Origin of the sequence: Streptococcus symci (genome assembly GCF_006385165.1) — a bacterium.
Lineage (GTDB): Bacteria > Bacillota > Bacilli > Lactobacillales > Streptococcaceae > Streptococcus > Streptococcus symci.
In genome coordinates this window covers 287021-312074 of the sequence record NZ_VFJA01000002.1, presented here as the reverse complement: position 1 = coordinate 312074, position 25054 = coordinate 287021, and the positions used below count along the sequence as shown (strand labels likewise).

Annotated in this window: 21 protein-coding genes; 19 read left to right on the top strand and 2 right to left on the bottom strand. The window is 40.1% G+C overall.

All coding sequences use genetic code 11. The features are described from left to right. The first annotated feature begins 88 nt into the window (after positions 1-88). From FJN11_RS06110 to FJN11_RS06100, 3 genes are all read left to right on the top strand, one after another. The gene (locus tag FJN11_RS06110) at positions 89-946 is read left to right on the top strand and encodes a bifunctional methylenetetrahydrofolate dehydrogenase/methenyltetrahydrofolate cyclohydrolase (RefSeq protein ID WP_049552281.1); all 858 of its coding nucleotides are present in this window, start codon (positions 89-91) and stop codon (positions 944-946) included. Between the two features lie 365 nt (positions 947-1311). Continuing rightward, a complete protein-coding gene (locus FJN11_RS06105; RefSeq protein WP_140224317.1) occupies positions 1312-8523 on the top strand; it encodes an SIALI-17 repeat-containing surface protein in 7212 nt (2403 codons plus the stop codon). A 258-nt stretch (positions 8524-8781) separates the two neighbouring features. Beyond that, complete coding sequence (locus FJN11_RS06100) at positions 8782-9633, top strand: NAD(P)H-hydrate dehydratase (protein WP_140224316.1); 852 nt, start codon at positions 8782-8784, stop codon at positions 9631-9633. Positions 9634-9657: 24 nt separating this feature from the next. Here the strand turns inward: FJN11_RS06100 and FJN11_RS06095 are convergent, their stop codons facing one another. Continuing rightward, positions 9658-9843 (bottom strand): hypothetical protein, encoded by a 186-nt coding sequence (locus FJN11_RS06095; protein WP_001068558.1) that lies wholly within the window; start codon positions 9841-9843, stop codon positions 9658-9660. A 123-nt stretch (positions 9844-9966) separates the two neighbouring features. Between FJN11_RS06095 and FJN11_RS06090 the strand changes: the two genes are divergently transcribed. The 15 genes from FJN11_RS06090 to FJN11_RS06020 all read left to right on the top strand — a co-directional run bounded on the left by FJN11_RS06090 (position 9967) and on the right by FJN11_RS06020 (position 21697). Beyond that, positions 9967-12447: a bifunctional DnaQ family exonuclease/ATP-dependent helicase gene (locus FJN11_RS06090; protein ID WP_281280805.1), complete on the top strand. Its 2481-nt coding sequence runs from the start codon at positions 9967-9969 to the stop codon at positions 12445-12447. A gap of 4 nt (positions 12448-12451) precedes the next feature. After that, the gene (locus FJN11_RS06085) at positions 12452-13675 is read left to right on the top strand and encodes an FtsW/RodA/SpoVE family cell cycle protein (RefSeq protein ID WP_140224314.1); all 1224 of its coding nucleotides are present in this window, start codon (positions 12452-12454) and stop codon (positions 13673-13675) included. Between the two features lie 10 nt (positions 13676-13685). Further along, complete coding sequence (locus FJN11_RS06080; RefSeq protein WP_049552277.1) at positions 13686-14240, top strand: DJ-1 family glyoxalase III; 555 nt, start codon at positions 13686-13688, stop codon at positions 14238-14240. Between the two features lie 219 nt (positions 14241-14459). Then, positions 14460-14750 (top strand): 30S ribosomal protein S6, encoded by a 291-nt coding sequence (rpsF, locus tag FJN11_RS06075; RefSeq protein ID WP_001151778.1) that lies wholly within the window; start codon positions 14460-14462, stop codon positions 14748-14750. Between the two features lie 11 nt (positions 14751-14761). After that, a complete protein-coding gene (gene ssbA / locus FJN11_RS06070) occupies positions 14762-15232 on the top strand; it encodes a single-stranded DNA-binding protein SsbA (protein WP_000609602.1) in 471 nt (156 codons plus the stop codon). A gap of 31 nt (positions 15233-15263) precedes the next feature. Beyond that, complete coding sequence (gene rpsR, locus FJN11_RS06065; RefSeq protein ID WP_000068664.1) at positions 15264-15503, top strand: 30S ribosomal protein S18; 240 nt, start codon at positions 15264-15266, stop codon at positions 15501-15503. A gap of 223 nt (positions 15504-15726) precedes the next feature. After that, entirely contained in the window at positions 15727-16230 is a 504-nt protein-coding gene (locus FJN11_RS06060; protein ID WP_140224313.1) for a GNAT family N-acetyltransferase, read from the top strand. 79 nt (positions 16231-16309) lie between these two features. Beyond that, positions 16310-17710 carry a bifunctional Cof-type HAD-IIB family hydrolase/peptidylprolyl isomerase gene (locus tag FJN11_RS06055; protein ID WP_033681553.1) on the top strand — a complete coding sequence of 467 codons (1401 nt, stop codon included), beginning with the start codon at positions 16310-16312 and terminating at the stop codon, positions 17708-17710. Position 17711: 1 nt separating this feature from the next. Further along, positions 17712-18074 carry a S1 RNA-binding domain-containing protein gene (locus tag FJN11_RS06050; protein WP_140224312.1) on the top strand — a complete coding sequence of 121 codons (363 nt, stop codon included), beginning with the start codon at positions 17712-17714 and terminating at the stop codon, positions 18072-18074. Between the two features lie 52 nt (positions 18075-18126). Further along, positions 18127-18876 carry a tRNA1(Val) (adenine(37)-N6)-methyltransferase gene (locus tag FJN11_RS06045; RefSeq protein ID WP_016398575.1) on the top strand — a complete coding sequence of 250 codons (750 nt, stop codon included), beginning with the start codon at positions 18127-18129 and terminating at the stop codon, positions 18874-18876. Continuing rightward, positions 18866-19153: a GIY-YIG nuclease family protein gene (locus FJN11_RS06040; protein WP_140224311.1), complete on the top strand. Its 288-nt coding sequence runs from the start codon at positions 18866-18868 to the stop codon at positions 19151-19153. The genes FJN11_RS06045 and FJN11_RS06040 overlap by 11 nt, the downstream gene beginning before the upstream one ends. Positions 19154-19235: 82 nt before the next feature. After that, positions 19236-20171: a manganese-dependent inorganic pyrophosphatase gene (locus tag FJN11_RS06035; protein WP_000036046.1), complete on the top strand. Its 936-nt coding sequence runs from the start codon at positions 19236-19238 to the stop codon at positions 20169-20171. A gap of 86 nt (positions 20172-20257) precedes the next feature. After that, positions 20258-20770: a YiiX/YebB-like N1pC/P60 family cysteine hydrolase gene (locus FJN11_RS06030; RefSeq protein WP_070842496.1), complete on the top strand. Its 513-nt coding sequence runs from the start codon at positions 20258-20260 to the stop codon at positions 20768-20770. Further along, positions 20754-21404 (top strand): DUF1803 domain-containing protein, encoded by a 651-nt coding sequence (locus FJN11_RS06025; protein WP_049552272.1) that lies wholly within the window; start codon positions 20754-20756, stop codon positions 21402-21404. The genes FJN11_RS06030 and FJN11_RS06025 overlap by 17 nt, the downstream gene beginning before the upstream one ends. Positions 21405-21505: 101 nt before the next feature. Next, the gene (locus tag FJN11_RS06020; RefSeq protein ID WP_049488510.1) at positions 21506-21697 is read left to right on the top strand and encodes a CsbD family protein; all 192 of its coding nucleotides are present in this window, start codon (positions 21506-21508) and stop codon (positions 21695-21697) included. A 46-nt stretch (positions 21698-21743) separates the two neighbouring features. Here FJN11_RS06020 and FJN11_RS06015 read toward each other — a convergent pair whose 3' ends face one another. Continuing rightward, complete coding sequence (locus tag FJN11_RS06015; RefSeq protein ID WP_049552271.1) at positions 21744-23189, bottom strand: UDP-N-acetylmuramoyl-L-alanyl-D-glutamate--L-lysine ligase; 1446 nt, start codon at positions 23187-23189, stop codon at positions 21744-21746. 105 nt (positions 23190-23294) lie between these two features. Here FJN11_RS06015 and FJN11_RS06010 point away from each other — a divergent pair, with 105 nt between their 5' ends. Next, positions 23295-24917 (top strand): putative polysaccharide biosynthesis protein, encoded by a 1623-nt coding sequence (locus FJN11_RS06010; protein ID WP_140224310.1) that lies wholly within the window; start codon positions 23295-23297, stop codon positions 24915-24917. Positions 24918-25054: the final 137 nt, after the last annotated feature.

Genomic DNA, 25054 nt, shown 5'->3' with positions numbered 1-25054 from the left:
AACTATAGGATTGCCTAGGAAAGAAGTGTTAGAGGGGACTAACAGTTTTTGGTATAATGGAAGATATTTGAAAGAAAAGAGAAGTGATATGACACAGATTATTGATGGGAAGGCTCTAGCAGCTAAGTTACAAGGACAGCTGGCTGAAAAGACTGCAAGATTAAAGGAAGAAACAGGTTTAGTACCTGGTTTGGTGGTGATTTTGGTTGGGGACAACCCTGCCAGCCAAGTCTACGTTCGAAATAAGGAACGTTCTGCCCTTGCAGCTGGTTTTCGTAGTGAAGTAGTCCGAGTTCCAGAAACCATTACCCAAGAGGAATTGTTAGACTTGATTGCCAAATACAATCAAGATTCAGAATGGCACGGGATATTAGTCCAGTTACCATTGCCAAAACATATTGATGAAGAGGCAGTTTTATTGGCTATTGATCCTGAAAAGGACGTGGATGGTTTCCATCCCTTAAACATGGGGCGTCTCTGGTCTGGTCATCCAGTCATGATTCCTTCTACACCAGCAGGGATTATGGAAATGTTCCATGAATATGGGATTGACTTGGAAGGTAAAAATGCGGTCGTCATCGGTCGTTCCAATATCGTCGGAAAACCCATGGCCCAGCTTCTTTTGGCAAAGAATGCTACAGTGACTTTGACTCACTCACGGACTCATAATCTTGCCAAGGTGGCTGCTAAAGCAGATATTCTGGTGGTTGCAATCGGTCGTGCCAAGTTTGTGACTGCTGACTTTGTTAAACCTGGAGCAGTTGTCATTGATGTTGGGATGAATCGCGATGAAAATGGGAAGCTATGTGGTGATGTTGATTATGAGGCAGTTGCCCCACTTGCTAGCCACATCACACCAGTTCCTGGAGGTGTCGGTCCTATGACCATTACCATGCTGATGGAGCAAACTTATCAAGCAGCACTTCGGACATTGGATAGAAAATAGGAAAAAAGAAGGTAGAATAATGTCTTACCTTCTTTTTATATAATGCAGTCTAAAATGATATGAGTCCATAAACTATAAATTTGAAGTATGAAAATGCTATTAATAGAATGAAATTTGTATTGGAAAAAGTCTAGAATAGAAAGCTACTTTCATTGCACCTATTTCTTTTGAATGAACTTATCTTGCATACCATTTTATTAGGTTAAATTGATGGAAAATGATTGCAATTTTAGGTGTGTTTTGATATATTTAATATATAAAATATATTATCGAACTTGGTACGTGTTTGTGTATTCAGAAGGAGGTCGTTTTTTAAAATAAAGTAAGCGCTTACTTTGTATCAAGAAAAAGAAATGAGGATTTTAATGAACAAAAGACTTTTTGATAAACGTTGTCATTATAGCATTCGTAAATTTGCAATAGGTGCGGCATCTGTAATGATTGGGGCTAGTATATTTGGAATTTCAGCTGTACAAGCTGAGGAGGTGGCTTCATCCAATACTCAAACAGGAGAAACAACTGTTCATCAACCTCAGCCTTTAGATAAGCTTCCTGATGATGTGGCAGCTGCTATTGCAAAGGCTGATGAGAATGGTGGGCGTGAGTTTGTAAAACCCAAAGCTGAGTCGACAGAAGATAAAGTGACTAAGGATACAGAAACTACTAGACCTGCTAACGATGGTAGTCATGAATTGGCTAGTCCTAAAGTGGAAACTCCAAATAAAGTAGAAGAAGGAACCAAGGCTGAGGACAAACAGAAATCTGAAGAGGCAAATCCAAAGCCTGTTGAATCTGCATCAACATCTGGAACAGAACTGAAAGAGGATTCTAAAAAAACTTCTGAAAAGGACCAAGTGAAAGCAGACACAGAGATCAAACCTTCTTCTGAAAAATCGCAAGCACTATCTGGAGAGTCAAACAAAGCTGAAGTTGAAAAGGAAAAACAACTATTATCGGATCGAAAACAAGATTTTAATAAAGATTGGTATTTTAAACTAAATGCCCAAGGCGATTTTTCAAAAAAAGATGTGGATGTTCATGATTGGTCTAAATTGAATCTTCCGCATGATTGGAGTATTTATTTTGATTTTGACCATAAGTCTCCCGCGCGTAATGAAGGTGGCCAGTTAAATGGTGGAACAGCTTGGTATCGTAAGACTTTCACATTAAATGAAGCAGACAAGAATAAGGATGTTCGTATTAATTTTGATGGGGTTTACATGGATTCAAAGGTCTATGTAAATGGTAAATTTGTAGGACATTATCCAAGTGGCTATAATCATTTTTCATATGATATCACAGAATTTTTAAACAAGGATGGTAGTGAAAATTCAATTACTGTTCAAGTGACCAATAAGCAACCAAGTAGTCGTTGGTATTCAGGAAGTGGAATTTATCGTGATGTAACTCTTAGTTATCGTGATAAAGTCCATGTTGCCGAAAATGGTAATCATATCACTACTCCAAAACTTGCTGAGCAAAAAGAAGGAAATGTTGAAACACAGGTTCAAAGTAAGATTAAAAATACGGATAAGAAGGCTGCTAAAGTCTTTGTGGAACAACAAATTTTCACTAAGGAAGGCAAGGTTGTCTCAGAATTAGTTCGCTCTGAAACGAAGAATTTAGCAGAAAATGAAACTGCAGATTTCAGACAAACAATCCTAGTTAATAAACCAACTCTTTGGACGACAAAAAGTTATCATCCTCAACTGTATGTGCTGAAAACAAAGGTTTATAAAGAAGGTCAACTAGTTGATGTAACAGAAGATACATTTGGTTACCGCTATTTTAATTGGACTGCTAAGGATGGTTTCTCTCTGAATGGTGAACGCATGAAATTCCACGGAGTAAGTATTCACCATGACAATGGAGCCTTGGGTGCAGAAGAGAATTATAAGGCTACCTATCGTAAATTAAAACTCCTGAAAGATATGGGGGTTAACTCTATTCGAACAACCCACAATCCAGCTAGTCCTCAGTTGCTTGATGCTGCAGCTAGTTTAGGTCTTTTGGTGCAAGAGGAAGCTTTTGATACTTGGTATGGTGGCAAGAAGACTTACGACTATGGACGTTTCTTTGATCAAGATGCAACTCATCCTGAAGCTAAGAAGGGTGAGAAGTGGTCTGATTTTGATCTTAGAACAATGGTAGAACGTGATAAGAACAATCCGTCTATCGTCATGTGGTCTCTTGGAAATGAGGTAGAAGAGGCAAATGGTAGTCCTCGCTCTATCGAAACTGCTAAGCGTCTGAAGGCTATTATCAAGGCGATTGATACTGAGCGTTATGTCACCATGGGTGAAAATAAATTTAGTCGTGCAGCGACAGGTGATTTCTTGAAACTCGCAGAAATCATGGATGCTGTCGGTATGAACTATGGTGAACGTTTTTATGATGCGGTTCGTAGAGCGCATCCAGACTGGCTCATTTATGGTTCTGAAACCTCTTCAGCTACTAGAACGCGTGATTCTTATTACAATCCTGCTCAAATCCTTGGACACGATAACCGTCCAAATCGTCACTATGAACAATCTGATTATGGTAACGACCGTGTTGGGTGGGGAAGAACAGCTACTGAGTCATGGACTTTTGACCGTGATCGCGCTGGCTATGCCGGACAATTTATCTGGACTGGGTTTGATTATATTGGTGAACCAACTCCATGGCATAACCAAGATAATACACCTGTAAAAAGCTCTTACTTTGGTATCATCGATACGGCTGGTTTACCAAAAAATGATTTCTACCTTTATCGCAGTGAGTGGTATAGTGCTAAAGAAAAGCCAACTGTACGTATTTTACCACATTGGAACTGGACTGAAGAGACACTTAAGGATCGCAAGATGCTAGTCGATGGAAAGGTTCCAGTTCGTACCTTCTCAAATGCTGCAAGTGTCGAATTGTTCTTAAATGGACAGTCGCTTGGTAAAAAGGAATATACGAAGAAAAGGACAGAAGATGGACGTCCTTATCATGAAGGGGCTAAACCAAGTGAATTGTATCTTGAGTGGCTTGTGAAATACCAACCCGGCACACTGACTGCGATTGCTAGAGATGAAAATGGTAACGAAATTGCGCGTGATAGTGTGACAACTGCAGGGGAACCAGCAAGAGTTCGTCTGACTAAAGAAGAGCATGTTATCACTGCAGATGGGAAAGACCTATCCTACATCCATTACGAAATTGTTGATGGCGATGGGAATGTGGTTCCGACAGCGAATAATCTTGTTCATTTCAATCTTCATGGTCAGGGACAAATTGTTGGTGTGGATAATGGAGAACAAGCTAGCCGTGAGCGCTACAAAGCTCAAGCAGATGGAACATGGCAAAGACGTGCTTTCAATGGTAAAGGAGTTGTCATTGTAAAATCAACAGAAAAAGAAGGTAAATTTACTCTTTATGCAGATTCTGCTGGTTTGACATCTGATAGCGCAACGGTCGCAACTGTGTCTGGTAAGAAAGAAAACCGTCACTTTGTAGCCTTTGCTCCTGTAAAAGCAACAACTGATGTGACTACAAATCCTGAATTGCCTCAAACAGTAACAGCTATTTATAGCGACGGTAGTGTTGAGGAAAAGACTGTAACATGGGATGTGCCAGCTGACTTGCTTAAAAGTGCAGGTGAGAAAAAAGTATCTGGACGTGTAGAAGGTTTGGAAACCAAAGCTGAGGCACTTGTAAAAGTGATTGCCTTAGATAGATGGTTACCAAAAGTTGCTACAGTACCAGTTGGTACAACTGCAGCAGATTTGGATAAAACGGTCACAGCTGTTCTGACAGATGGTAGTTTGATTGATACAGATGTTGTTTCTTGGACTTTGAAAGATCCTGCTGCTTTGACCAAGGAAGGGGGACGTACAGAGGCTACTGGTAAATTGGTAGATGACGACCGTGAAGTAACTGCAACCTTTATTGCAAGCAGTAAGGAAACAACAAGTAGCATTACAGGACTTACTGTTGGGGATAAAGCTCTTGAGAACTTCGAGTCTGGCAAGACTTATTATCGTGTATCTCTTCCTTACACTGGAACAATTCCAAGTGTTGGAGCTCAGACTACTGGTTATCAAGTAACTGTTCAGCAAGCTTCTGCTGATAATGGTTATCAGGCTTCTGTCTTCTTGAGTGATCAAAAGGGTGACTTGGTTCAAACTTACTTAATTCAGTTTGTGAAGGAAGCTCCTGCCTTGAAACGTTTGGAAGTAGTTGTGGAAGGAAAAGAAACTGCTACTGAAGATCAGGTTTTAACTTATCGTGTCATTGGTAGTTATGAGGATGGTTCTCAAACAGAATTTTCAGCTTCAGATATTCACCTAGAAGCTAAATCATCTGATGGTGGGCATCTTGAGGTAAATGGTCAGAATCTATTGCTCTATACTAAGGGAAGAGTGACTTTGACACCTCGAATCGATAATCAAACAGAGAAAACAGAATCTGTAACCACTGAAGTGGTGATTAAAGAAAATAAAGTCAGCAAGAAGATTGTGAAACTTCATCCTGTATCTATTTCTACAGACATTAATCAGCAACCGAATCTACCTAAAGAAGTTGGGGCAGAATTTGATAAGGGCTTGCCACGCAAAGTATCTGTAACTTGGGACAAGGTAGATGAAAAAGAATTGAGTCGCTATCATAGCTTTACCCTTAAAGGACATGTAGAAGGCACAGACATTGAAGCTCAAGCAACGGTGACAGTTGAAGGCTTACAAGTTGCAGAGGAAGTCAGCCTCACAGTACCTAAGGGTGAGACAGTTCAATTGCCAGCTAATGTTCGTGCTTACCATTCTAACGGAACAACTATCTACAAAGATGTGGTTTGGGAACAGGTTCCAGCCAACTTTAGTCAAACTGAAGGGGTCTATGAAATCAATGGTCGTTTAGTAGGTAGCAATCTGACCACTAAAGCCTATGTTCGAGTGTCTAGTCAAGTTGTTGCTGGAAATAATATCTCTAAACAATGGACAGGGTCACAATTGCCAGCTGCCATTGTATCCAATACAGGAGGAGATGATTCAGCTAATACCTTGAACGACCTAACTGTGTCAAGAACGCCAACAGATGCTAAAAATAGATGGACTACTTGGAGAACAAATACAGATAATGACTGGGCTTCTATCTTGTTTGGTAATTCAGGAGACTTGACGAAACGTTTTGTCAACAATTTGTCGGTTGATTTCTATACTGATGGAGCAATTGGTCTTCCAAAAGAATATGTAGTTGAATATTATGTAGGTAAAGAAATTCCAGATTTACCAAGTGATGTCAGCAATGCTCAGCGTGATACTAATCATCCATTTAATAATCCAGCCAACTGGAAGGCAGTTGAAAACTTACATGCTCCAAGCCAGCTATCTGCAACTCAAACCAATCACTTTACCTTTGACAAGGTAGAAACCTATGCTGTTCGTCTTCGAATGAAAAAGGCTGAAGGTACTGCGGGAGTTGGTCTGACAGAGCTAACTATCCTTGGAAACAAGGTCTTAAGTGAAACAAGTTCAGATATTTCTATCAAAGTAGATGGCAAGGATCTTGAACACTTTAATCCATCGAAAACAGATTATTATATTCCTCAATCTAGCAAGGAAATTACTGCAACAGCTAGCAACAATGGTTTGGTTACTCTTGTTCCAGCAACAAGTCCAAAAGGTGCGACACGTCTTATTTTGAAGGCTGAAGATGGTACTATTTTAAAAGAATATCGGATCTACCGTAATGATGAAAAAGATACAAGTCTACCTTTAGCAGCTGAAAATGGTGCAACTACTTTGAAGCTCGGAGATACCCTTCAACTTCCATCAGAAGTCACTGTTTATTATCCAACTTCAAATACTTGGACTACAGATAAACTGGCAGTGAAATGGGATGCTATTCCTCAACATGCGACAGAGCATGAGGGAAGATTCCAAGTAACTGGTCATGTCATCGGTACAAATCTAACAACTACCATGCAAGTAACAGTTGTAGCTAAAGGAAATCAAGTCATCTCAGAAAATCCAAGCAACAATGAAACGGATTCTAAAGCCTTTGCTTCAACAACGAACGATACACAAGCAGCTTCACATGATAGAATTTTCTATATCAATGATGGAAAATACAATGAAGAAGGACGTTGGACAAACTGGTCTCGTACTCCGAAAAATCAAGAAACTTCTGTCGGACTACTCTTTAAGAAGAACGGTAAAATTGCCTCCCAATCTATTGGAAAAGTAGCCATTCAGTTCTTTAAAGATAGTGGAACAGATGCCCCAGAGAAAATGGTTCTAGAAAGATATATTGGTCCTGCCTTTACAGAACCAAGTACGATTTCTCGTTATGAAGAAAATGCTGATCATCCATTTAACAAGGCAGAAAATTGGGCACCAATTCCTTACAAAGCTTCTGGAGAATTAGTAGCTGGGAAACTAATCGAGTTTAACTTTGAACCGGTTCAAGCGCCAGCTATTCGTGCTCGAATGACTCGTAAGTCTACTACTAACGGGTTAGCAGTAGTCGAATTTACAGCCTACTCTGCAGGCAAGGGAGCAGAAGTCGAAACACTGTCAGCGACTATTTCAATCGATAGAAAAGCATTGGAAAACTTTGATCCAAATGTGACAGAGTACACCCTAACAACAATGGGAACTAAACCAAAAGTCACTGCGACAACTAGTGGACATGGAGTAGTCACGGTAGTGGATCATGGAAATACAAATCTTCCAACACTGGTTCGTCTTGTTTCCAAAGATGGAAATCTGGTGAAAGAATATCGTTTACACTTTAAGTCTACCTTCCAAACAACACCGACAGAAGGCGTTAAGAACTTAGTAGCAGAAACTCCAAGTTTAGAAATTGAAAAGACTCCACTTCCGTTTAAAGAAGTTATTCGTGAAACCCCTGAACTTGCTCAAGGTCAACGTCGCATAGTTTCTGAAGGACAAGCTGGAGAAAAAGTTGACTATATTCAAGTTTTGGGAACTACTAGAACTCTTGTTCATTCTGAACAAAGAAAGGCTCAGGATCGTATTATTGAGGTAGGAGTAAAACCATCTATTTCAAATAGTAAGGGTGAGGAACCTTCGCCAGTAAACGAAGTTCCAGAATTCAAAGGCGGTGCTAACTTTGTAGAAGCAGCAGTGAACGAAGTTCCAGAATTCAAAGGCGGTGCTAACTTTGTAGAAGCAGCAGTGAACGAAGTTCCAGAATTCAAAGGTGGTGCTAACTTTGTAGAAGCAGCAGTAAATGAAGTTCCAGAATACACAGGAATTCTAGCCACAGTAGGAGATCAAGCAGTACCAAGTGTTGAGAAACCTGAATTTAAGGGTGGCGTTAATGCTGTAATGGCTCTAGAACATAAACTTCCAGAGTACCGTGGTATTCTAGCTACAGTAGGTAATCAACCAGCACCGACAGTAGAAACACCAGAGTTTAAACTAAGTTCGTTAGAAAAAGCTCAGACTCCAGAAGTACCAGTTCAAGTTGCCAAGGAAGACAAGAGATTGCCAGAAACTGGTGAAAAACAGTCAGAAACAGCTATTTTCTTGGCTGGTGTTACCTTGGCCTTATCAGCAGCTTTATTAACTGCAAAACGCAAAGAGGATTAGTCTGTGCGCCTAATACCATTCTATTTGTATAGATTGGTAGAAGATAAAAAATGAATCGATAAATGAGTCGAATAGATGGAGAGGACCAATTAGGCCTCTCCGTCTTTACTAGTGAAAATGGAATCGTTTACTTTCGTGTTGGGACGAAAGGAGAGTAGAGGGGCTTTGTCCCCTCTTTTTCTATATGAACGAAGAGATTTATATTTAAGATGCAAGGTGGATAGACTTTATAGTATAATGAATAGAGAGGAAAAAACAATGAAAGTGATTGAGCAAGCATTATTAGAAAAAGTCATTATTGAACGTTCTCGTACAAGTCATAAAGGAAACTATGGCCGTCTACTGTTGCTTGGTGGGACTTATCCTTATGGTGGTGCTATCATCATGGCTGCTTTGGCAGCTGTTAAAAGTGGAGCTGGTTTGGTGACTGTTGGAACAGATAGGGAAAATATCCCAGCTTTGCACAGTCATTTACCTGAGGCTATGGCCTTTTCTCTTCAAGACCAACAACTGTTAAAAGAGCAGTTGGAGAGGGCAGAAGTGGTCTTAGTGGGACCTGGTTTACGAGACGATGCATTTGGAGAAAATCTAGTCAAACAGATTTTTGCCAGCTTAAAAAAGAATCAGATTTTGATTGTAGACGGAGGGGCCTTAACCATCCTTGCTAGGACAAGTTTGTCGTTTCCATCTAACCAGTTTATCTTAACTCCCCACCAAAAAGAATGGGAAAAGCTGTCTGGTATTGCTATTGAAAAGCAAAATGAAGATGCAACGGCTAGTGCCCTAACTTCCTTCCCTCAAGGAACCATTTTGGTGGAGAAAGGTCCAGCTACTCGTATTTGGCAAGTTGGTCAGTTTGATTATTACCAGTTACAGGTTGGCGGTCCCTATCAGGCGACTGGGGGAATGGGAGATACTCTGGCTGGGATGATCGCAGGATTTGTAGGCCAATTCCGACAGGCCAGTCTCTACGAACGTGTGGCAGTGGTAACCCATCTTCATTCAGCCATAGCCCAAGAACTAGCTCAAGAACATTATGTGGTCTTGCCGACGGGAATCAGCTCTTATCTGCCCAAAATAATGAAAAAAATATCTCAAAAAGGCACCTGATCGTTTCAGGCGCCTTTATATCTTTTAGAAAAATCCTTTAATCTTTCCAACGAGGCCATCTAGACCTTCAGAACCAGAAATCAACTGCTGAGCTTGAGAGAAGTATTCTCCAAGCTGTTCTTGATTTTCTGCAACAAATGTTTTTGCAGCTTCGAAATCTTTTGTTTCGATTAGCTCTTTTACTTGATTAAACAAATCTAATGGGTTCATCTTATGTCTCCTTTTCTGTATAATACTATTCAAACATTTTATAAAAATTTTTTCAAGCAAAGAGATTTTTCTATCGAAGTTGAGGGGTGTCAAACAGGGCTTTTTTTGATATAATTTTTAATGATGAATTCGAGAAATGATCGGTATGTGGTTGTTGATTTAGAGGCCACTAGCACCGGAAGCAAGGCAAAAATTATTCAAGTGGGTATTGTGGTGATTGAAAATGGTGAAATCGTCGATCAGTTTGGGACTGACATCAATCCTCATGAGCCCTTGGATTCTCATATAAAAGAATTAACAGGTTTGACTGATCAACGGTTGGCAGTTGCTCCAGAGTTTTCACAGGTAGCTGGAAGGATTTTTGAACTGGTTAAGGATGGTGTTTTTGTCGCGCACAATGTTCAGTTTGATGCAAATCTTCTAGCAGAGTACCTATTCTTTGAAGGTTATGAATTGAGAACTCCACGAGTGGATACCGTTGAGTTAGCACAGGTTTTGTACCCTCAGTTTGAAAAGTACAATCTCGGCATTCTCTGTCAAGAGTTAGGGATTAAGTTAGACCACGCCCACACCGCTCTCTCTGATGCACAAGCAACAGCAGAGCTTTTGCTTTTTATGCGTCAAAAACTTTTTCAGTTACCAAAAGGACTTTTAGAAACCTTGTTAAATCTTGCGGATAACCTCCTTTATGAAACTTATTTAGTGATTGAAGAAGTATATCAGCGACAGTCTCCCCTTTCTTCTCATGATTTGATGGAACTCCATGGACTCTTTCTTAGAAAGCAAAGTCAGTCTTTAAAGCCACGTAAGCTATCTAAGGATTTTACTAAAAACATTACCTTATTAGACTTGGATGAACGTCCTCAGCAAGTTGAATTTGCAGAAAAAGTTGAACAGCTATTAAAGGAACAGAAAACCGCGTTTATTCAAGCTCAAACGGGACTTGGAAAGACTTATGGTTACCTACTGCCAGCTTTGAGCATGAAAAGTGAAGGGGGTATCCTTGTTAGTGTTCCTACCAAAATCCTTCAAAATCAAATTATGCAAGAAGAAGGAAGTCAATTAAAAGATACTTTTCATATTGATATTCATAGTCTTAAGGGACCTCAAAATTATTTGAAACTCGATAATTTTTATAAAGTACTTCATAGGCCAGAGTCTAACCGCCTATTCACACGCTTTAAAATGCAAGTATTGATTTGGTTAACAGAGACAGAAACAGGTGACTTAGATGAAATCGGGCAGCTGTATCGTTATCAACATTTTCTAGCTGAACTTGTACATGATGGAAAACTTTCAAAAAAAAGTTTATTTATTTCTGAGGACTTCTGGCAACGTAGCCAAGATAGGGCTAAATCGAGTCGCCTTTTGTTAACCAATCACGCTTATCTGGTAACACGTTTAGAGGATGATCCAGAGTTTGTCAACAATCGCTTGGTAATCATAGATGAAGCTCAAAAAATGCTGATTGCCCTTGAAAACCTCGCCCAAGAGTCTTATCTCCTCGAGGTTTTAGTAACACAAGTTGAAAAGTCCTTGGAAACAGAAAAAAATCTTATTCAGAGACGGTTGCTTGAGAGTATCGGGTTTGAATGTCGCTATTTGATAGATCAGTTTTACTCAGGGCTTAAGAATGACAAGTGGTTGGATTCTCTTGAAAACTTACGCCAGCATTTTTCTGAGTTAAATCTTCCCGAGTATAGAGATATGACGCGCTTTTTTACATCAGACCGTGAATTTTGGCTGGCAACAGCTGAGAAGTCTAGTAAGGATGTCTTAATCTGCTCAAGTAAAAAAGGCCGCTTTCTACTAGCAGATTTATTGCCAGAAGATTGCAGAGTGCTTGGCGTATCTGCCACTCTTGAAATCAGTAATAGAGTTTCTTTAGCGGATTTATTAGGATTTACGGAAGCTCCACTTATTACAGTTGAATCTTTACAACAGAAGCAACAAGAAATTTTATTAGTAAATGATTTTCCGTTAGTGACTGAACATTCTCCTTTAGATTATGCAGAAGAGGTTACATCAGTTATCCATTCCTTACAAACCTTTCAAGAGCCGTTACTTGTTTTATTTACGTCTAAAGAATTACTGTTAGCAGTGTCAGATTTACTAGACCATCCTCATTTAGCCCAATATAAAAATGGGGAGCCCAGTCAGTTGAAGAAACGTTTTGAAAAAGGAGAGCGACAAATCTTACTTGGAACAGGAAGTTTCTGGGAGGGAGTGGATTTTTCTACCCATCCTTGCGTTATTCAAGTAATTCCTCGTTTGCCTTTTCCAAATCCCCAAGAACCTTTGACACGAAAATTAAATCATGAGTTGTGTCAGGAAGGGAAGAATCCTTTCTATGATTATCAGTTGCCAATGGCCATTATTCGTCTCAAACAGGCTTTGGGTAGAACAATTAGAAAAGAGGAACAAGCTTCCATTGCTGTGATACTGGATAGTCGAGTTGTTCATAAACGATATGGTAAACAGATTAGACAAGCTCTAGCTAAGGAAAGAACTATCAGAGAGGTGAATAGAAACCAGATTACCTCTGCTGTCATTGATTTCCTCCAAAACAACAAAAATAAAAAATCTAAGAAAGAGAAAAGGTGAATATATGAAACGTTCTCTCGACTCTAGAGTCGATTATAGTTTGCTCCTGCCAGTATTCTTCCTACTGGTTATCGGTGTGGTGGCTATTTATATTGCCGTTAGTCATGATTATCCAAATAATATTTTGCCCATTTTAGGGCAGCAGGTCGCTTGGATTGCCTTGGGACTTGTAATTGGTTTTGTGGTCATGCTCTTCAATACAGAATTTCTTTGGAAGGTGACACCCTTTCTATATATTTTAGGCTTGGGACTTATGGTCTTACCTATCGTCTTTTATAATCCAAGTTTAGTTGCATCAACGGGTGCCAAAAACTGGGTATCGGTAAATGGTGTTACCTTGTTCCAGCCGTCAGAATTTATGAAGATATCCTATATCCTCATGTTGGCTCGTGTGATTGTCCAGTTTACCAAAAAACATAAGGAGTGGAGACGCACAGTTCCGCTGGACTTTTTGTTAATTTTTTGGATGATTCTCTTTACCATTCCAGTCCTAGTTCTTTTGGCACTTCAAAGTGACTTAGGGACGGCTTTGGTTTTTGTAGCCATTTTCGCAGGAATCGTTTTATTATCCGGGGTTTCTTGGAAAATTATTATCCCAGTATTTGTGACTGCTGTAACAGGAATTGCTGCTTTCTTAGCTATTTTTATCAGCAAGGACGGTCGGGCTTTTCTCCATCAACTGGGAATGCCGACCTATCAAATCAACCGTATTTTGGCTTGGCTTAATCCTTTTGATTTTGCTCAAACAACGACCTATCAGCAGGCTCAAGGGCAGATTGCGATTGGTAGTGGAGGCTTGTTTGGTCAAGGATTTAATGCTTCTAATCTGCTTATTCCAGTTAGAGAGTCGGATATGATTTTCACGGTCATTGCAGAAGATTTTGGCTTTATTGGCTCTGTCCTTGTTATCGCCCTTTATCTCATGCTGATTTATCGTATGTTGAAGATTACTCTTAAATCAAATAATCAGTTCTACACCTATATTTCCACAGGTTTGATCATGATGTTACTCTTCCATATCTTTGAGAATATTGGTGCTGTTACTGGCTTGCTTCCCTTGACTGGTATTCCCTTGCCTTTCATTTCTCAAGGAGGATCGGCTATTATCAGTAATCTGATTGGTGTGGGCTTACTTTTATCGATGAGTTACCAGACCAATCTAGCTGAAGAAAAGAGCGGAAAGGTTCCATTCAAGCGGAAAAAGGTTGTTTTAAAACAAATCAAATAAGGAGAAAATCATGGTAAAAGTAGCAGTTATGTTAGCTCAGGGCTTTGAAGAAATTGAAGCTTTGACAGTTGTGGATGTTTTGCGTCGGGCAAATATCACTTGTGATATGGTTGGGTTTGAAGAGCAAGTGATGGGTTCGCATGCAATCCAAGTAAGAGCAGATCGTGTCTTTGATGGTGATTTATCAGACTATGATATGATTGTTCTTCCTGGAGGGATGCCTGGTTCTGCACATTTGCGGGACAATCAGGCCTTGATTCAAGAGTTGCAAAGCTTTGAGCAAGAAGGAAAAAAACTAGCGGCTATTTGTGCTGCGCCAATTGCCCTCAATCAAGCAGGGCTATTGAAAAACAAGCAGTACACTTGTTATGACGGCGTTCAAGAGAAAATCCTTGATGGTCACTACGTCAAGGAAACAGTAGTGGTAGATGGTCAATTGACAACCAGTCGAGGCCCTTCAACAGCCCTTGCCTTTGCCTACGAGTTGGTGGAGCAATTAGGAGGAGACGCAGAGAGTTTACGAACAGGAATGCTCTATCGAGATGTCTTTGGTAAAAATCAGTAAAACGGATCCGTAATCTCTATAGTTTGATAAATACTAAAATATTAATCACTCTCTATAGAGTTATATTTTTTGAGAAGATGATTCGTCATCTTCTTTTTATATTTCGGTGTTTTTACTTGCGTAAAAAAATGTTTTCTAGTATAATAGTTTATTGTGAGCGAACCTCACTTACCCCTTGCAAAGTCTTGGGGTCATTAGACCAAAAGGAGGAACATATCAATGGCTAAATACGAAATTCTTTATATCATTCGTCCAAACATTGAAGAAGAAGCTAAAAACGCTTTGGTAGCACGTTTTGACTCTATTTTGACTGACAACGGTGCAACTGTTGTTGAATCAAAATCTTGGGAAAAACGCCGTCTTGCATACGAAATCAAAGATTTCCGTGAAGGACTTTACCACATCGTTAACGTTGAAGCAAACGACGATGCAGCTCTTAAAGAGTTTGACCGTCTTTCAAAAATCAACGCTGACATTCTTCGTCACATGATCGTCAAAACTGACGCGTAAGAAGGTAAACTATGATTAACAATGTTGTACTTGTAGGGCGTATGACACGTGACGCTGAGTTGCGTTATACCCCATCAAATGTAGCAGTTGCGACTTTTACTCTTGCAGTAAACCGTACATTTAAGAGTCAAAATGGCGAACGTGAGGCTGATTTTATCAATGTCGTTATGTGGCGTCAACAGGCTGAGAACCTTGCTAATTGGGCTAAAAAAGGCTCACTTATCGGGGTGACAGGTCGTATTCAGACTCGTAGTTACGATAACCAGCAAGGACAACGTGTCTACGTGACAGAGGTCGTGGCTGAGAATTTCCAAATGTTGGAAAGCCGTAGTGTGCGTGAGGGTCACACAGGTGGAGCTTATTCTGCACCAAGTTCAAACTATTCAGCGCCTACAAATTCAGTACCAGACTTTTCACGTGATGAAAATCCATTTGGAGCAACAAATCCGTTGGATATTTCAGATGATGATTTACCATTCTAATGGACAACTAAAATTATAAAGGAGAAAAAACATGGCTCAACAACGTCGTGGCGGATTCAAACGCCGTAAAAAAGTTGATTACATCGCAGCAAACAAAATTGAATATGTTGATTACAAAGATACTGAGCTTCTTAGCCGTTTCGTTTCAGAACGTGGGAAAATCCTTCCTCGTCGTGTAACAGGAACTTCAGCTAAAAACCAACGTAAAGTAACAACAGCTATCAAACGTGCTCGCGTAATGGCTTTGATGCCTTTCGTAAACGAAGATTAAAAAAAGGGGTCCGAGTGGACCTCTTTTCATGATCTTGAAAATAAGAAAGCGAATTAAGACCCCGACGGGTCTTTTTTTCACGAGCCTTGAAATGAAAGAGCTAGTTGAGTTCCGAGTGGACCTCTTTTTCAGACCCGGTTGGGTCTTTTTTCACGAGATAGTTTTTTTCTGACCTTGGCGTGCTATAATGGTAATAGAAAGAGTAAAGGTGGGTAAGTCAAAGATGAATTGTACGATTAGAAATATGATTAAGTCTGATATTGAATCCTTATCTCATGGATTTATGAATCAAGGTTGGCCTGGTAGAGAGGAAATTTTGGCTAGATATTTTCTGGAACAGGAAAGTGGGGAGAGAGAAGTCTTAGTTGCAGAGATTGATGGTGCTGTAGCGGGCTACGTTACCATTTTGCCCTCTGCTAAACATGGTCCTTTTGCAGAAGTCTATCCAGAATTATCAGATTTTAATGTGTTTGAGCATTTTCGAAATCAAGGGATTGGGAATCAACTGCTAGAAGAAGCAGAAAAACGAGTCAAGTTTGTTTCGAGTAAGGTCACTCTTGGTGTAGGTTTGTACTTAGGCTATGGCCCTGCCCAGAGATTGTATATCAGACGGAGCTACATTCCAGATGGGACAGGTGTCTGGTATAGAAATAAACCGCTAGAAATGGGTGCAAGTTGTCAAAACGATGATGATTTAGTTTTATACTTATCCAAGGACTTACAATAAAACTGGAAACTTTTTGAAAATAGGGGATTTAACTACTTTATGGTATAATGGAAAGAGTTAGATTGAAAGAGGTAGTGAGATGGATGCCAAATTAAGATACAAGGCAAAGAAAATCAAGATTGTCTTTTTTGATATTGATGATACATTGAGAAATTCTAAGACAGGTTTTATTCCAGCTTCAATCCCAACTGTTTTTAAGCAATTACGTGAGAAAGGAATTTTGACAGGTATTGCTTCTGGACGAGGGATTTTTGGTGTTGTTCCAGAGATTCGTGATCTCAAGCCTGACTTTTTTGTAACCTTAAATGGGGCCTATATCGAAGATAAAAAAGGTCAGGTTATTTATCAATATCAGATTGAGAAGTCAGATGTTGAGGAGTATATCTCTTGGGCAAAGCAAGAGGGAGTTGAGTATGGCTTGGTTGGGAGTCATGATGCCAAGTTGTCGACTCGCACCGATATGATTAGTGAAGCCATTAATCCAATTTATCCTGATTTAGATGTAGATCCTGATTTCCATGAAAAAGAAGATATCTATCAGATGTGGACTTTTGAAGATAAGGGAGATGACTTGCACTTGCCTGACAGTCTCTCAGACAAACTTCGCATGGTTCGTTGGCATGAGCATTCGTCTGATATTGTGCCGATTTCAGGCTCCAAAGCGACGGGGGTGGAAAAGGTTGTGGAACACCTAGGTTTGAAACCAGAGAACGTCATGGTCTTCGGAGATGGACTGAATGACTTGGAACTCTTTGATTATGCTGGAATTAGCGTTGCAATGGGAATTTCTCATGATAACATCAAAGAAAAAGCAGATTATATTACAAAAACATTAGAAGAAGATGGCATTTTTGATGCCTTAGAAGGATTTGGTATGGTAGAAAAAGAATTGCATTTCCCACAAGTAGACATTGAAACAGTAGAAGGTCCTATCGCGACTATTAAGACCAATCATGGAGACTTGCGTATTAAACTTTTCCCTGAACATGCTCCTAAAACAGTAGCTAACTTTGTAGCTCTTTCAAAAGATGGTTACTATGATGGTGTCATTTTCCATCGTATTATCAAGGACTTTATGATTCAAGGTGGAGACCCAACTGGAACTGGTATGGGTGGCGAGTCAATCTACGGAGAATCATTTGAGGATGAGTTCTCAGAAGAACTTTACAATATCCGTGGTGCTCTTTCCATGGCCAATGCTGGTCCAAATACCAACGGCAGCCAGTTCTTTATCGTCCAAAATCAACACCTGCCATATTCTAAGAAAGAAATTGCTCGTGGTGGTTGGCCAGAACCGATCGCAGAAATCTATGCCAACCAAGGTGGAACTCCTCATCTAGACCGCCGTCACACTGTATTTGGTCAGTTAGCTGATGAAGCTTCTTACGCTGTTTTGGACGCAATTGCTGCTGTTGATACAGGGGCTATGGACAAGCCAGTTGAAGATGTCGTGATTGAAACAATTGAAATCGAGGACTAAGATGAAAATCGGTGATAAGCTAAAGGGGCGTGTTACAGGAATTCAGCCCTATGGTGCCTTTGTTGAGCTAGAGACGGGTGATACGGGGCTGATTCACATTTCAGAGATTCGGACAGGCTTTATTGAAAATATCCAAGAAGCCTTGAAAGTCGATGAAGAGGTTCAAGTTCAAGTAGTGGATTTAGATGAATTTACAGGGAAAGCTAGTCTTTCTATCCGCACTTTGGAGGAAGAAAAGCACCAGTTTCCGAGACGGCGACGCTTTTCAAGCGACCGCTTTAACTACGGCTTTGCGCCTCTTAAACGAATGATGCCAATTTGGACCAAGGAAGCTCTTCAACATTTGAAGAATCAGAAGCACTAGTTAGAAATCTCTATCTTTTGTAATGTTAATATAAATTTGCTATAATAAGACCATGGAAGAAGAACAATTATTAAAATCAGGAGAGCGCATTAACCAGCTCTTTTCGACAGATATTAAAATCATTCAAAATAGAGAGGTTTTTAGCTATTCGGTGGATAGTGTTCTCTTGTCACGTTTTCCACGTTTTCCTAAAAAGGGCTTGATAGTGGATTTTTGTGCTGGGAATGGAGCGGTGGGGCTATTTGCTAGCACTCGTACTCAGGCACAGATTTTGGCTGTTGAGATTCAGGAGCGTTTGGCGGATATGGCTGAACGCTCTGTCCGTTTGAATGGTTTGGAAGAGCAGATGGAGGTCATCTGTGATGATTTGAAAAATATGCCTGCTTACATTCAGGGAAGTAAGGTAGATATGATTTTGTGTAATCCGCCCTATTTCAAGGTGGATCCTCATTCCAATCTGAACGAGAGCGAACATTATCTCTTGGCGCGACATGAAATCACGACCAATTTGCAGGAAATCTGTCGTAGTGCCCAGAGTATTCTCAAATCCAATGGGCGTTTGGCCATGGTTCATCGCCCTGATAGACTTTTAGATATCTTGGATATGTTGCAGCGGCACAATCTAGCTCCTAAACGCCTACAGTTTGTTTATCCAAAGCGGGAAAAGGAAGCCAATATGCTATTGATTGAGGCTATCAAGGATGGCTCGACAAGTGGCTTTAAGGTCTTGCCACCTCTCATTGTCCACAATGATGATGGCTCTTATACGCCTGAACTTGAAGAGATTTATTATGGATCATAAGGCTTATATGTATGTGCTGGAGTGCCGTGATGGTTCCTACTATACGGGTTATACAACTGATGTGAGAAGACGCCTCGCTGTCCACAGTAGTGGGAAGGGAGCCAAATACACACGAGCACGCTTGCCAGTCAAACTTATCTATGCTCAAGGTTTTGCCAGTAAGGAAGAAGCCATGTCGGCAGAAGCCCTTCTCAAGCGTAAGAAGAGACCACAGAAGGAGCAATTTTTATCTGAAAATCAAGATAGAAATTTACTTAGTTATTTTGAAGAATTGTGAGGAGTCCTTTGACTCCTCTTACTTTTGTCAAAAAGCGAAAAAAATGCTACAATAAAGAGAATAAACAAAATGAGGTATTATCATGTCTAAGATTCTAGTATTTGGTCACCAAAATCCAGACTCAGATGCCATCGGGTCATCTGTAGCCTTTGCCTACCTTGCAAAAGAAGCTTACGGTTTGGATACGGAAGCTGTTGCCCTTGGAACTCCAAATGAAGAAACAGCCTTTGTCTTGAACTATTTTGGTGTGGAAGCACCGCGTGTCATCACTTCTGCCAAAGCAGAAGGTGCAGAGCAAGTTATCCTAACTGACCACAATGAATTCCAACAATCTGTATCAGATATCGCTGAAGTAGAAGTTTATGGTGTTGTGGACCACCATCGTGTGGCTAACTTTGAAACTGCAAGCCCGCTTTACATGCGTTTGGAGCCAGTTGGTTCAGCGTCTTCAATCGTTTATCGTATGTTTAAAGAACATGGTGTAGCTGTTCCTAAAGAGATTGCTGGCTTGATGCTTTCAGGTTTGATTTCAGATACCCTTCTTTTGAAATCACCAACAACACATCCAACAGATAAAGTCATTGCTCCTGAATTGGCTGAATTGGCTGGTGTCAACTTGGAAGAGTATGGTTTGGCTATGCTTAAAGCTGGTACAAACTTGGCTAGCAAATCTGCTGATGAATTGATTGATATCGATGCTAAGACTTTTGAATTGAACGGAAATAATGTCCGTGTTGCTCAAGTAAACACAGTTGACATCGCTGAAGTATTGGAACGCCAAGCAGAAATTGAAGCTGCAATGCAAGCTGCTAACGCAGCAAACGGCTACTCTGACTTTGTTTTGATGATTACAGATATTGTCAACTCAAACTCAGAAATCTTGGCTCTTGGTGCTAACATGGACAAGGTTGAAGCAGCTTTCAACTTCAAACTTGAAAACAATCATGCCTTCCTTGCTGGTGCTGTTTCACGTAAGAAACAAGTGGTACCTCAATTGACTGAAAGCTTTAATGCTTAAGATTTTGAGTATTAATTCAAATTAGGAAAGGCTAGTTTGCCTTATATCGAAAGGAGTTTCGGCTCCTTTTTTTCTAGGAGTGAAGTATGTTAGAAAATGGCGATTTGATTTTTGTGAGAGATGAGTCAGATATGGGACAGGCCATCCAGACTTCCACAGGCAACTATAACCATGTTGCCATTTGTTTGGATGGGATGATTTACCACGCTAGTGGAGAATTTGGTGTGGTCTGTCAAGAACCAGCAGAATTCTTTGAGTCCAATCACTTGTACGACCTCTATGTTTACCCAGAAATGGATATCCAGTCTGTGAAGGAAAAAGCTTGCAAACATCTTGGAGCTCCCTACAATGCTTCTTTCTATCCAGATGGCGCTGGTTTCTACTGTTCCCAGTACATGGCAGAAATTCTCCCCATTTTTGCAACCATACCTATGAAATTTGGAGATGGGGAGCAGGAGATTAGTGATTTTTGGAGAGAGTATTACAGAGAACTAGGTCTGCCTGTTCCTTTGAACCAGCCGGGGACCAATCCCAGTCAGTTGGCAGCATCGCCTCTGTTAGAATGTAAAGAAAGGAATCTTCATGATTCAGATTTTTAATCCATCTCGTTTGACGAGACAGCCATTTTTTAGAGAATTGATCCGCTATCTGGACCAGCATGAGGATGTTATTTTGAGAGAAATTAAGGCTCAATTTCCAGATATAGCAGTTGATAAACTCATGGAAGAGTATATAAAGGCAGGCTTGATTCTACGAGAAAATAAGCGTTATTACCTTAATCTTCCTATGCTTGAATCACTTGATAGTCTTGAACTGGATCAAGAGATTTTTGTTAGCGAAGATAGTCCGGTCTATCAAGCCTTGTTAGAGCAGAGGTTTGAGACAGAATTACGCAATCAAACCAATGCTGCTATTTTAGTTGAAAAGACGGACTTTGCGCGGACTAAAATGACCCTTTCCAATTATTTCTACAAGGTCAAACATCAGTATCCTTTGACAGAAAAACAGCAGGAACTTTATGACATTTTAGGAGATGTCAATCCTGAGTATGCTCTCAAATACATGACAACTTTTTTGTTGAAATTTCTCAAAAAAGACCAGCTTATACAGAAACGCCGTGATATCTTTGTGGATAGTTTGGTTGTCCTAGACTATATTGTCCAAAATGAAGAGGGGAAGTATGAGTTGACCGTCGATTTTGACAAGGAGAGATTAACTTTCTACTTAGCTTGAAATTTTGTTTCTGAGCACATTGTTTGACTTTCCTTAGGATTAAGTATAAACTATATGTAACCGGTAACACATATCGGAATAAAACTAAAGGAGACAATCATATGTCACTTGAAAACAAATTGGAACAAGCAACAGGCGCTATCAAAGAAGGATTTGGTAAAGTTACTGGAGATGGTAAGACTGAAGCAGAAGGCGCTGTAGAAAAGACAGTTGCTAAGGCAAAAGAAGTAGTTGAAGATGCTAAAGATGCTGTAGAAGGTGCCGTTGAAGGTTTGAAAAACGCTTTTAAATAAAAATAGAAAAAATCAAGGGTTTCATTTCCCTTGATTTTTTACTATCTTATAAATAATTTTCTGCGACTGCTGCATCTCCTGGATAGGCTTCTTTCTTACCTTGGACGATTTGGTAGCAATCGGCTCCTTTACCAGCGATAATCACAGCATCTAATTCTTGACTTGTGATAGCCATCGCTGCCTTGATGGCTTCTTGGCGATCCGCAATCTTTTTAACAGGATGATTGATGTAGCTACTAATTTCATCCGCAATGGCCATTGGATCTTCATAGTTGGGGTCATCAGCAGTCAGAAAGACTTGAATCTCAGGGTGTTGGTTCAGGAGGAGGCCAAAGTCCTTACGACGGCTTTCTCCCTTGTTTCCTGTCGAACCAAGAACCAGTGCAATTTTTCCAGTTTGATGAGTTTCTACGACATTGATGAGTTTTTTGAGACTATCACCATTGTGGGCATAGTCGATGAAAATCTTGGCTCCGTTTTTCTGAGTGAGAACTTCCATACGACCAGGAACTCGGGTTGCAGCGATTCCTTTTTTGATGTCCTCAAGACTAGCTCCGAGACGGAGGCAGGCAAGTCCAGCAGCGACTGCATTTTCTTGGTTGAAGTGACCAATCAGTTGGATATCATAATCTCCAGCAAGTTTACCTGTAGCTGAGAAGCTAAAGGCTTTGGAATTCTCAATTTGGTTTTCAGACTGGCTACCATAAAAATCATGGTCTTGATATTCAACTTGTTCTTTCAAGACAGAAAAGTGGTCCATGTCACTGTTAATGATGACTGCTCGGCTATTTTCCATCAAGAGACGTTTGTGGTAGAAGTAGTCTTCAAACGTCGGATGTTCAATCGGGCCGATATGGTCTGGGCTGATATTGAGGAAAACTCCCACATCAAAGGTTAGACCATAGACACGCTTGACCAGATAGGCTTGACTGGATACCTCCATGATGAGGTGAGTACGGTCATTTTGTACAGCTTGATTCATCATGTCAAAGAGGTCAATGCTCTCAGGGGTTGTCAATGCAGACTTAAAGAAAGTCTTGCCATCTAGAGTTGTGTTCATGGTCGACAACATAGCAGGTCGATGCCCTTGAGATAAAATGTTATAGGCGAAGTAGGCTGCTGTTGTTTTACCTTTGGTTCCAGTGAAGGCGAGGAGTTTGAGTTTGTCTTGGGGATTCCCATAAAATTCCATGGCAATCAAACTCATGGCTTTCTTGATATCACTGACGATAATAGCAGGAATACTAACCTCATAGTCTTCTTCAGCCACATACCAACCGAGGCCTTGAGAGATGGCAGAAAGCAAAAATTCCTTCTTAAAGCCAGCACCCTTGACGAAAAAGAGGCTCTTCTCTTTGGCCTTGCGACTATCATAGCAGATGGTGTCAAATACGACATGGCTGTAGTTGTAGTGATAATGTCCTTGGTCGATAATCTCACGGAAGAGACCATCTTTCTTTAAAATATCTAATACGGTTTCAATCTTAATCATACTTTCTATTGTAAACCGAAAGTCGTAAATTTACAAGTGACAAGGAAAAGTTTATAATGGAAGATGAGGAATTTTTCCTAGTTATTAAAATTAAATGAGGAATCTATGTCTAACGAAAACAATCACCAGCAGGCCCAGATGTTACGAGGGACTGCTTGGCTAACGGCTAGTAACTTTATCAGTCGTCTACTCGGGGCTATTTATATTATCCCTTGGTATATCTGGATGGGGTCTTATGCGGCTACAGCAAATGGTCTCTTCACCATGGGCTATAATATCTATGCCTGGTTCTTGCTGATTTCAACAGCAGGGATTCCAGTTGCGGTGGCCAAGCAAGTGGCCAAGTATAATACCATGCGAGAAGAAGAGCATAGCTTTGCCCTGATTCGGAGCTTTTTAGGCTTTATGACAGGACTTGGTCTGGTCTTTGCATTAGTCTTGTATCTCTTTTCTCCTTGGCTAGCAGACTTATCGGGTGTGGGCAAAGACTTGATCCCAATCATGCAGAGCTTGGCTTGGGCAGTCTTGATTTTCCCATCTATGAGTGTTATCCGAGGTTTCTTCCAAGGGATGAATAACCTGAAACCTTATGCTATGAGCCAAATCGCTGAACAGGTCATTCGTGTAATCTGGATGCTCTTGGCTACCTTTATGATTATGAAAATGGGCTCAGGAGATTATCTAGCAGCGGTTACCCAATCCACCTTTGCTGCCTTTGTCGGCATGGTAGCCAGTTTTACAGTTTTGATCTATTTCCTTGCCAAAGAAGGATTACTTAAAAGAGTCCTTGAAACAGGAGATAAGATTAATAGTAAGCGTCTTTTGATCGATACCATTAAGGAAGCCATTCCTTTTATCCTGACAGGGTCTGCAATCCAGCTTTTCCAGATTTTGGATCAGATGACCTTTATCAATAGTATGAGCTGGTTTACCAACTATAGTAATGAAGACTTGGTTGTCATGTTTTCTTATTTCTCTGCCAATCCTAATAAAATCACTATGATTTTGATTTCCTTAGGAGTTTCGATTGGTGGTGTAGGCTTGCCACTTTTGACCGAAAACTATGTGAAAGGTGATTTGAGGTCTGCCTCTAAATTGATTCAAGATAATCTAACTATGCTTCTATTGTTTCTTTTTCCTGCAACAGTGGGAGTGGTCATGGTCGGTGAACCTATTTATACCATATTTTACGGGAAGCCAGATGGTTTGGCATTAGGTTTGTTTATCTTTGCAGTCTTGCAGTCAACCATTTTGGGTGTATATATGGTTTTGTCACCAATGCTTCAGGCTATGTTCCATAATCGTAAAGCAATCCGTTACTTTTTCTATGGTTCGGTTGCTAAGCTAGTCTTGCAATTACCAACAATTTATCTTTTTCACAGTTATGGTCCTTTGATTTCAACATCAATCGCTCTTATCATCCCTATTCTATTCATTTATCGTGAACTATGTAGGGTAACAGGAATGAGAGGTAATGTGGTATTTAGGAGAACGATTTTAATCAGTTTGTTGACTTTTGTTATGTTCATCGGTGTAGGTGCTATCCAGTGGATACTGGGATTTGTCTTCCAACCAAGTGGGCGTTTGTGGAGTTTTCTATATGTAACTCTTGTCGGTGCCATGGGTGGAGGAGTTTATGGAATTATGAGCCTCCGTACCCGTTTATTGGATAAGGTGATTGGAAAAGCCCAAGCAGATCGCCTACGAATCAAATTAAAGTTAACTTAAAAAATATTTATAAATAAAAGGGATAATTTGAACATTTCTATCATGAAATGTTCAAATTATTCTCTTTTTTATTAATTTGTAGAATAATAGCTAAAGTTTGTAGATGGTAATTTAATTTTTCTTAAATTTTACTTAAA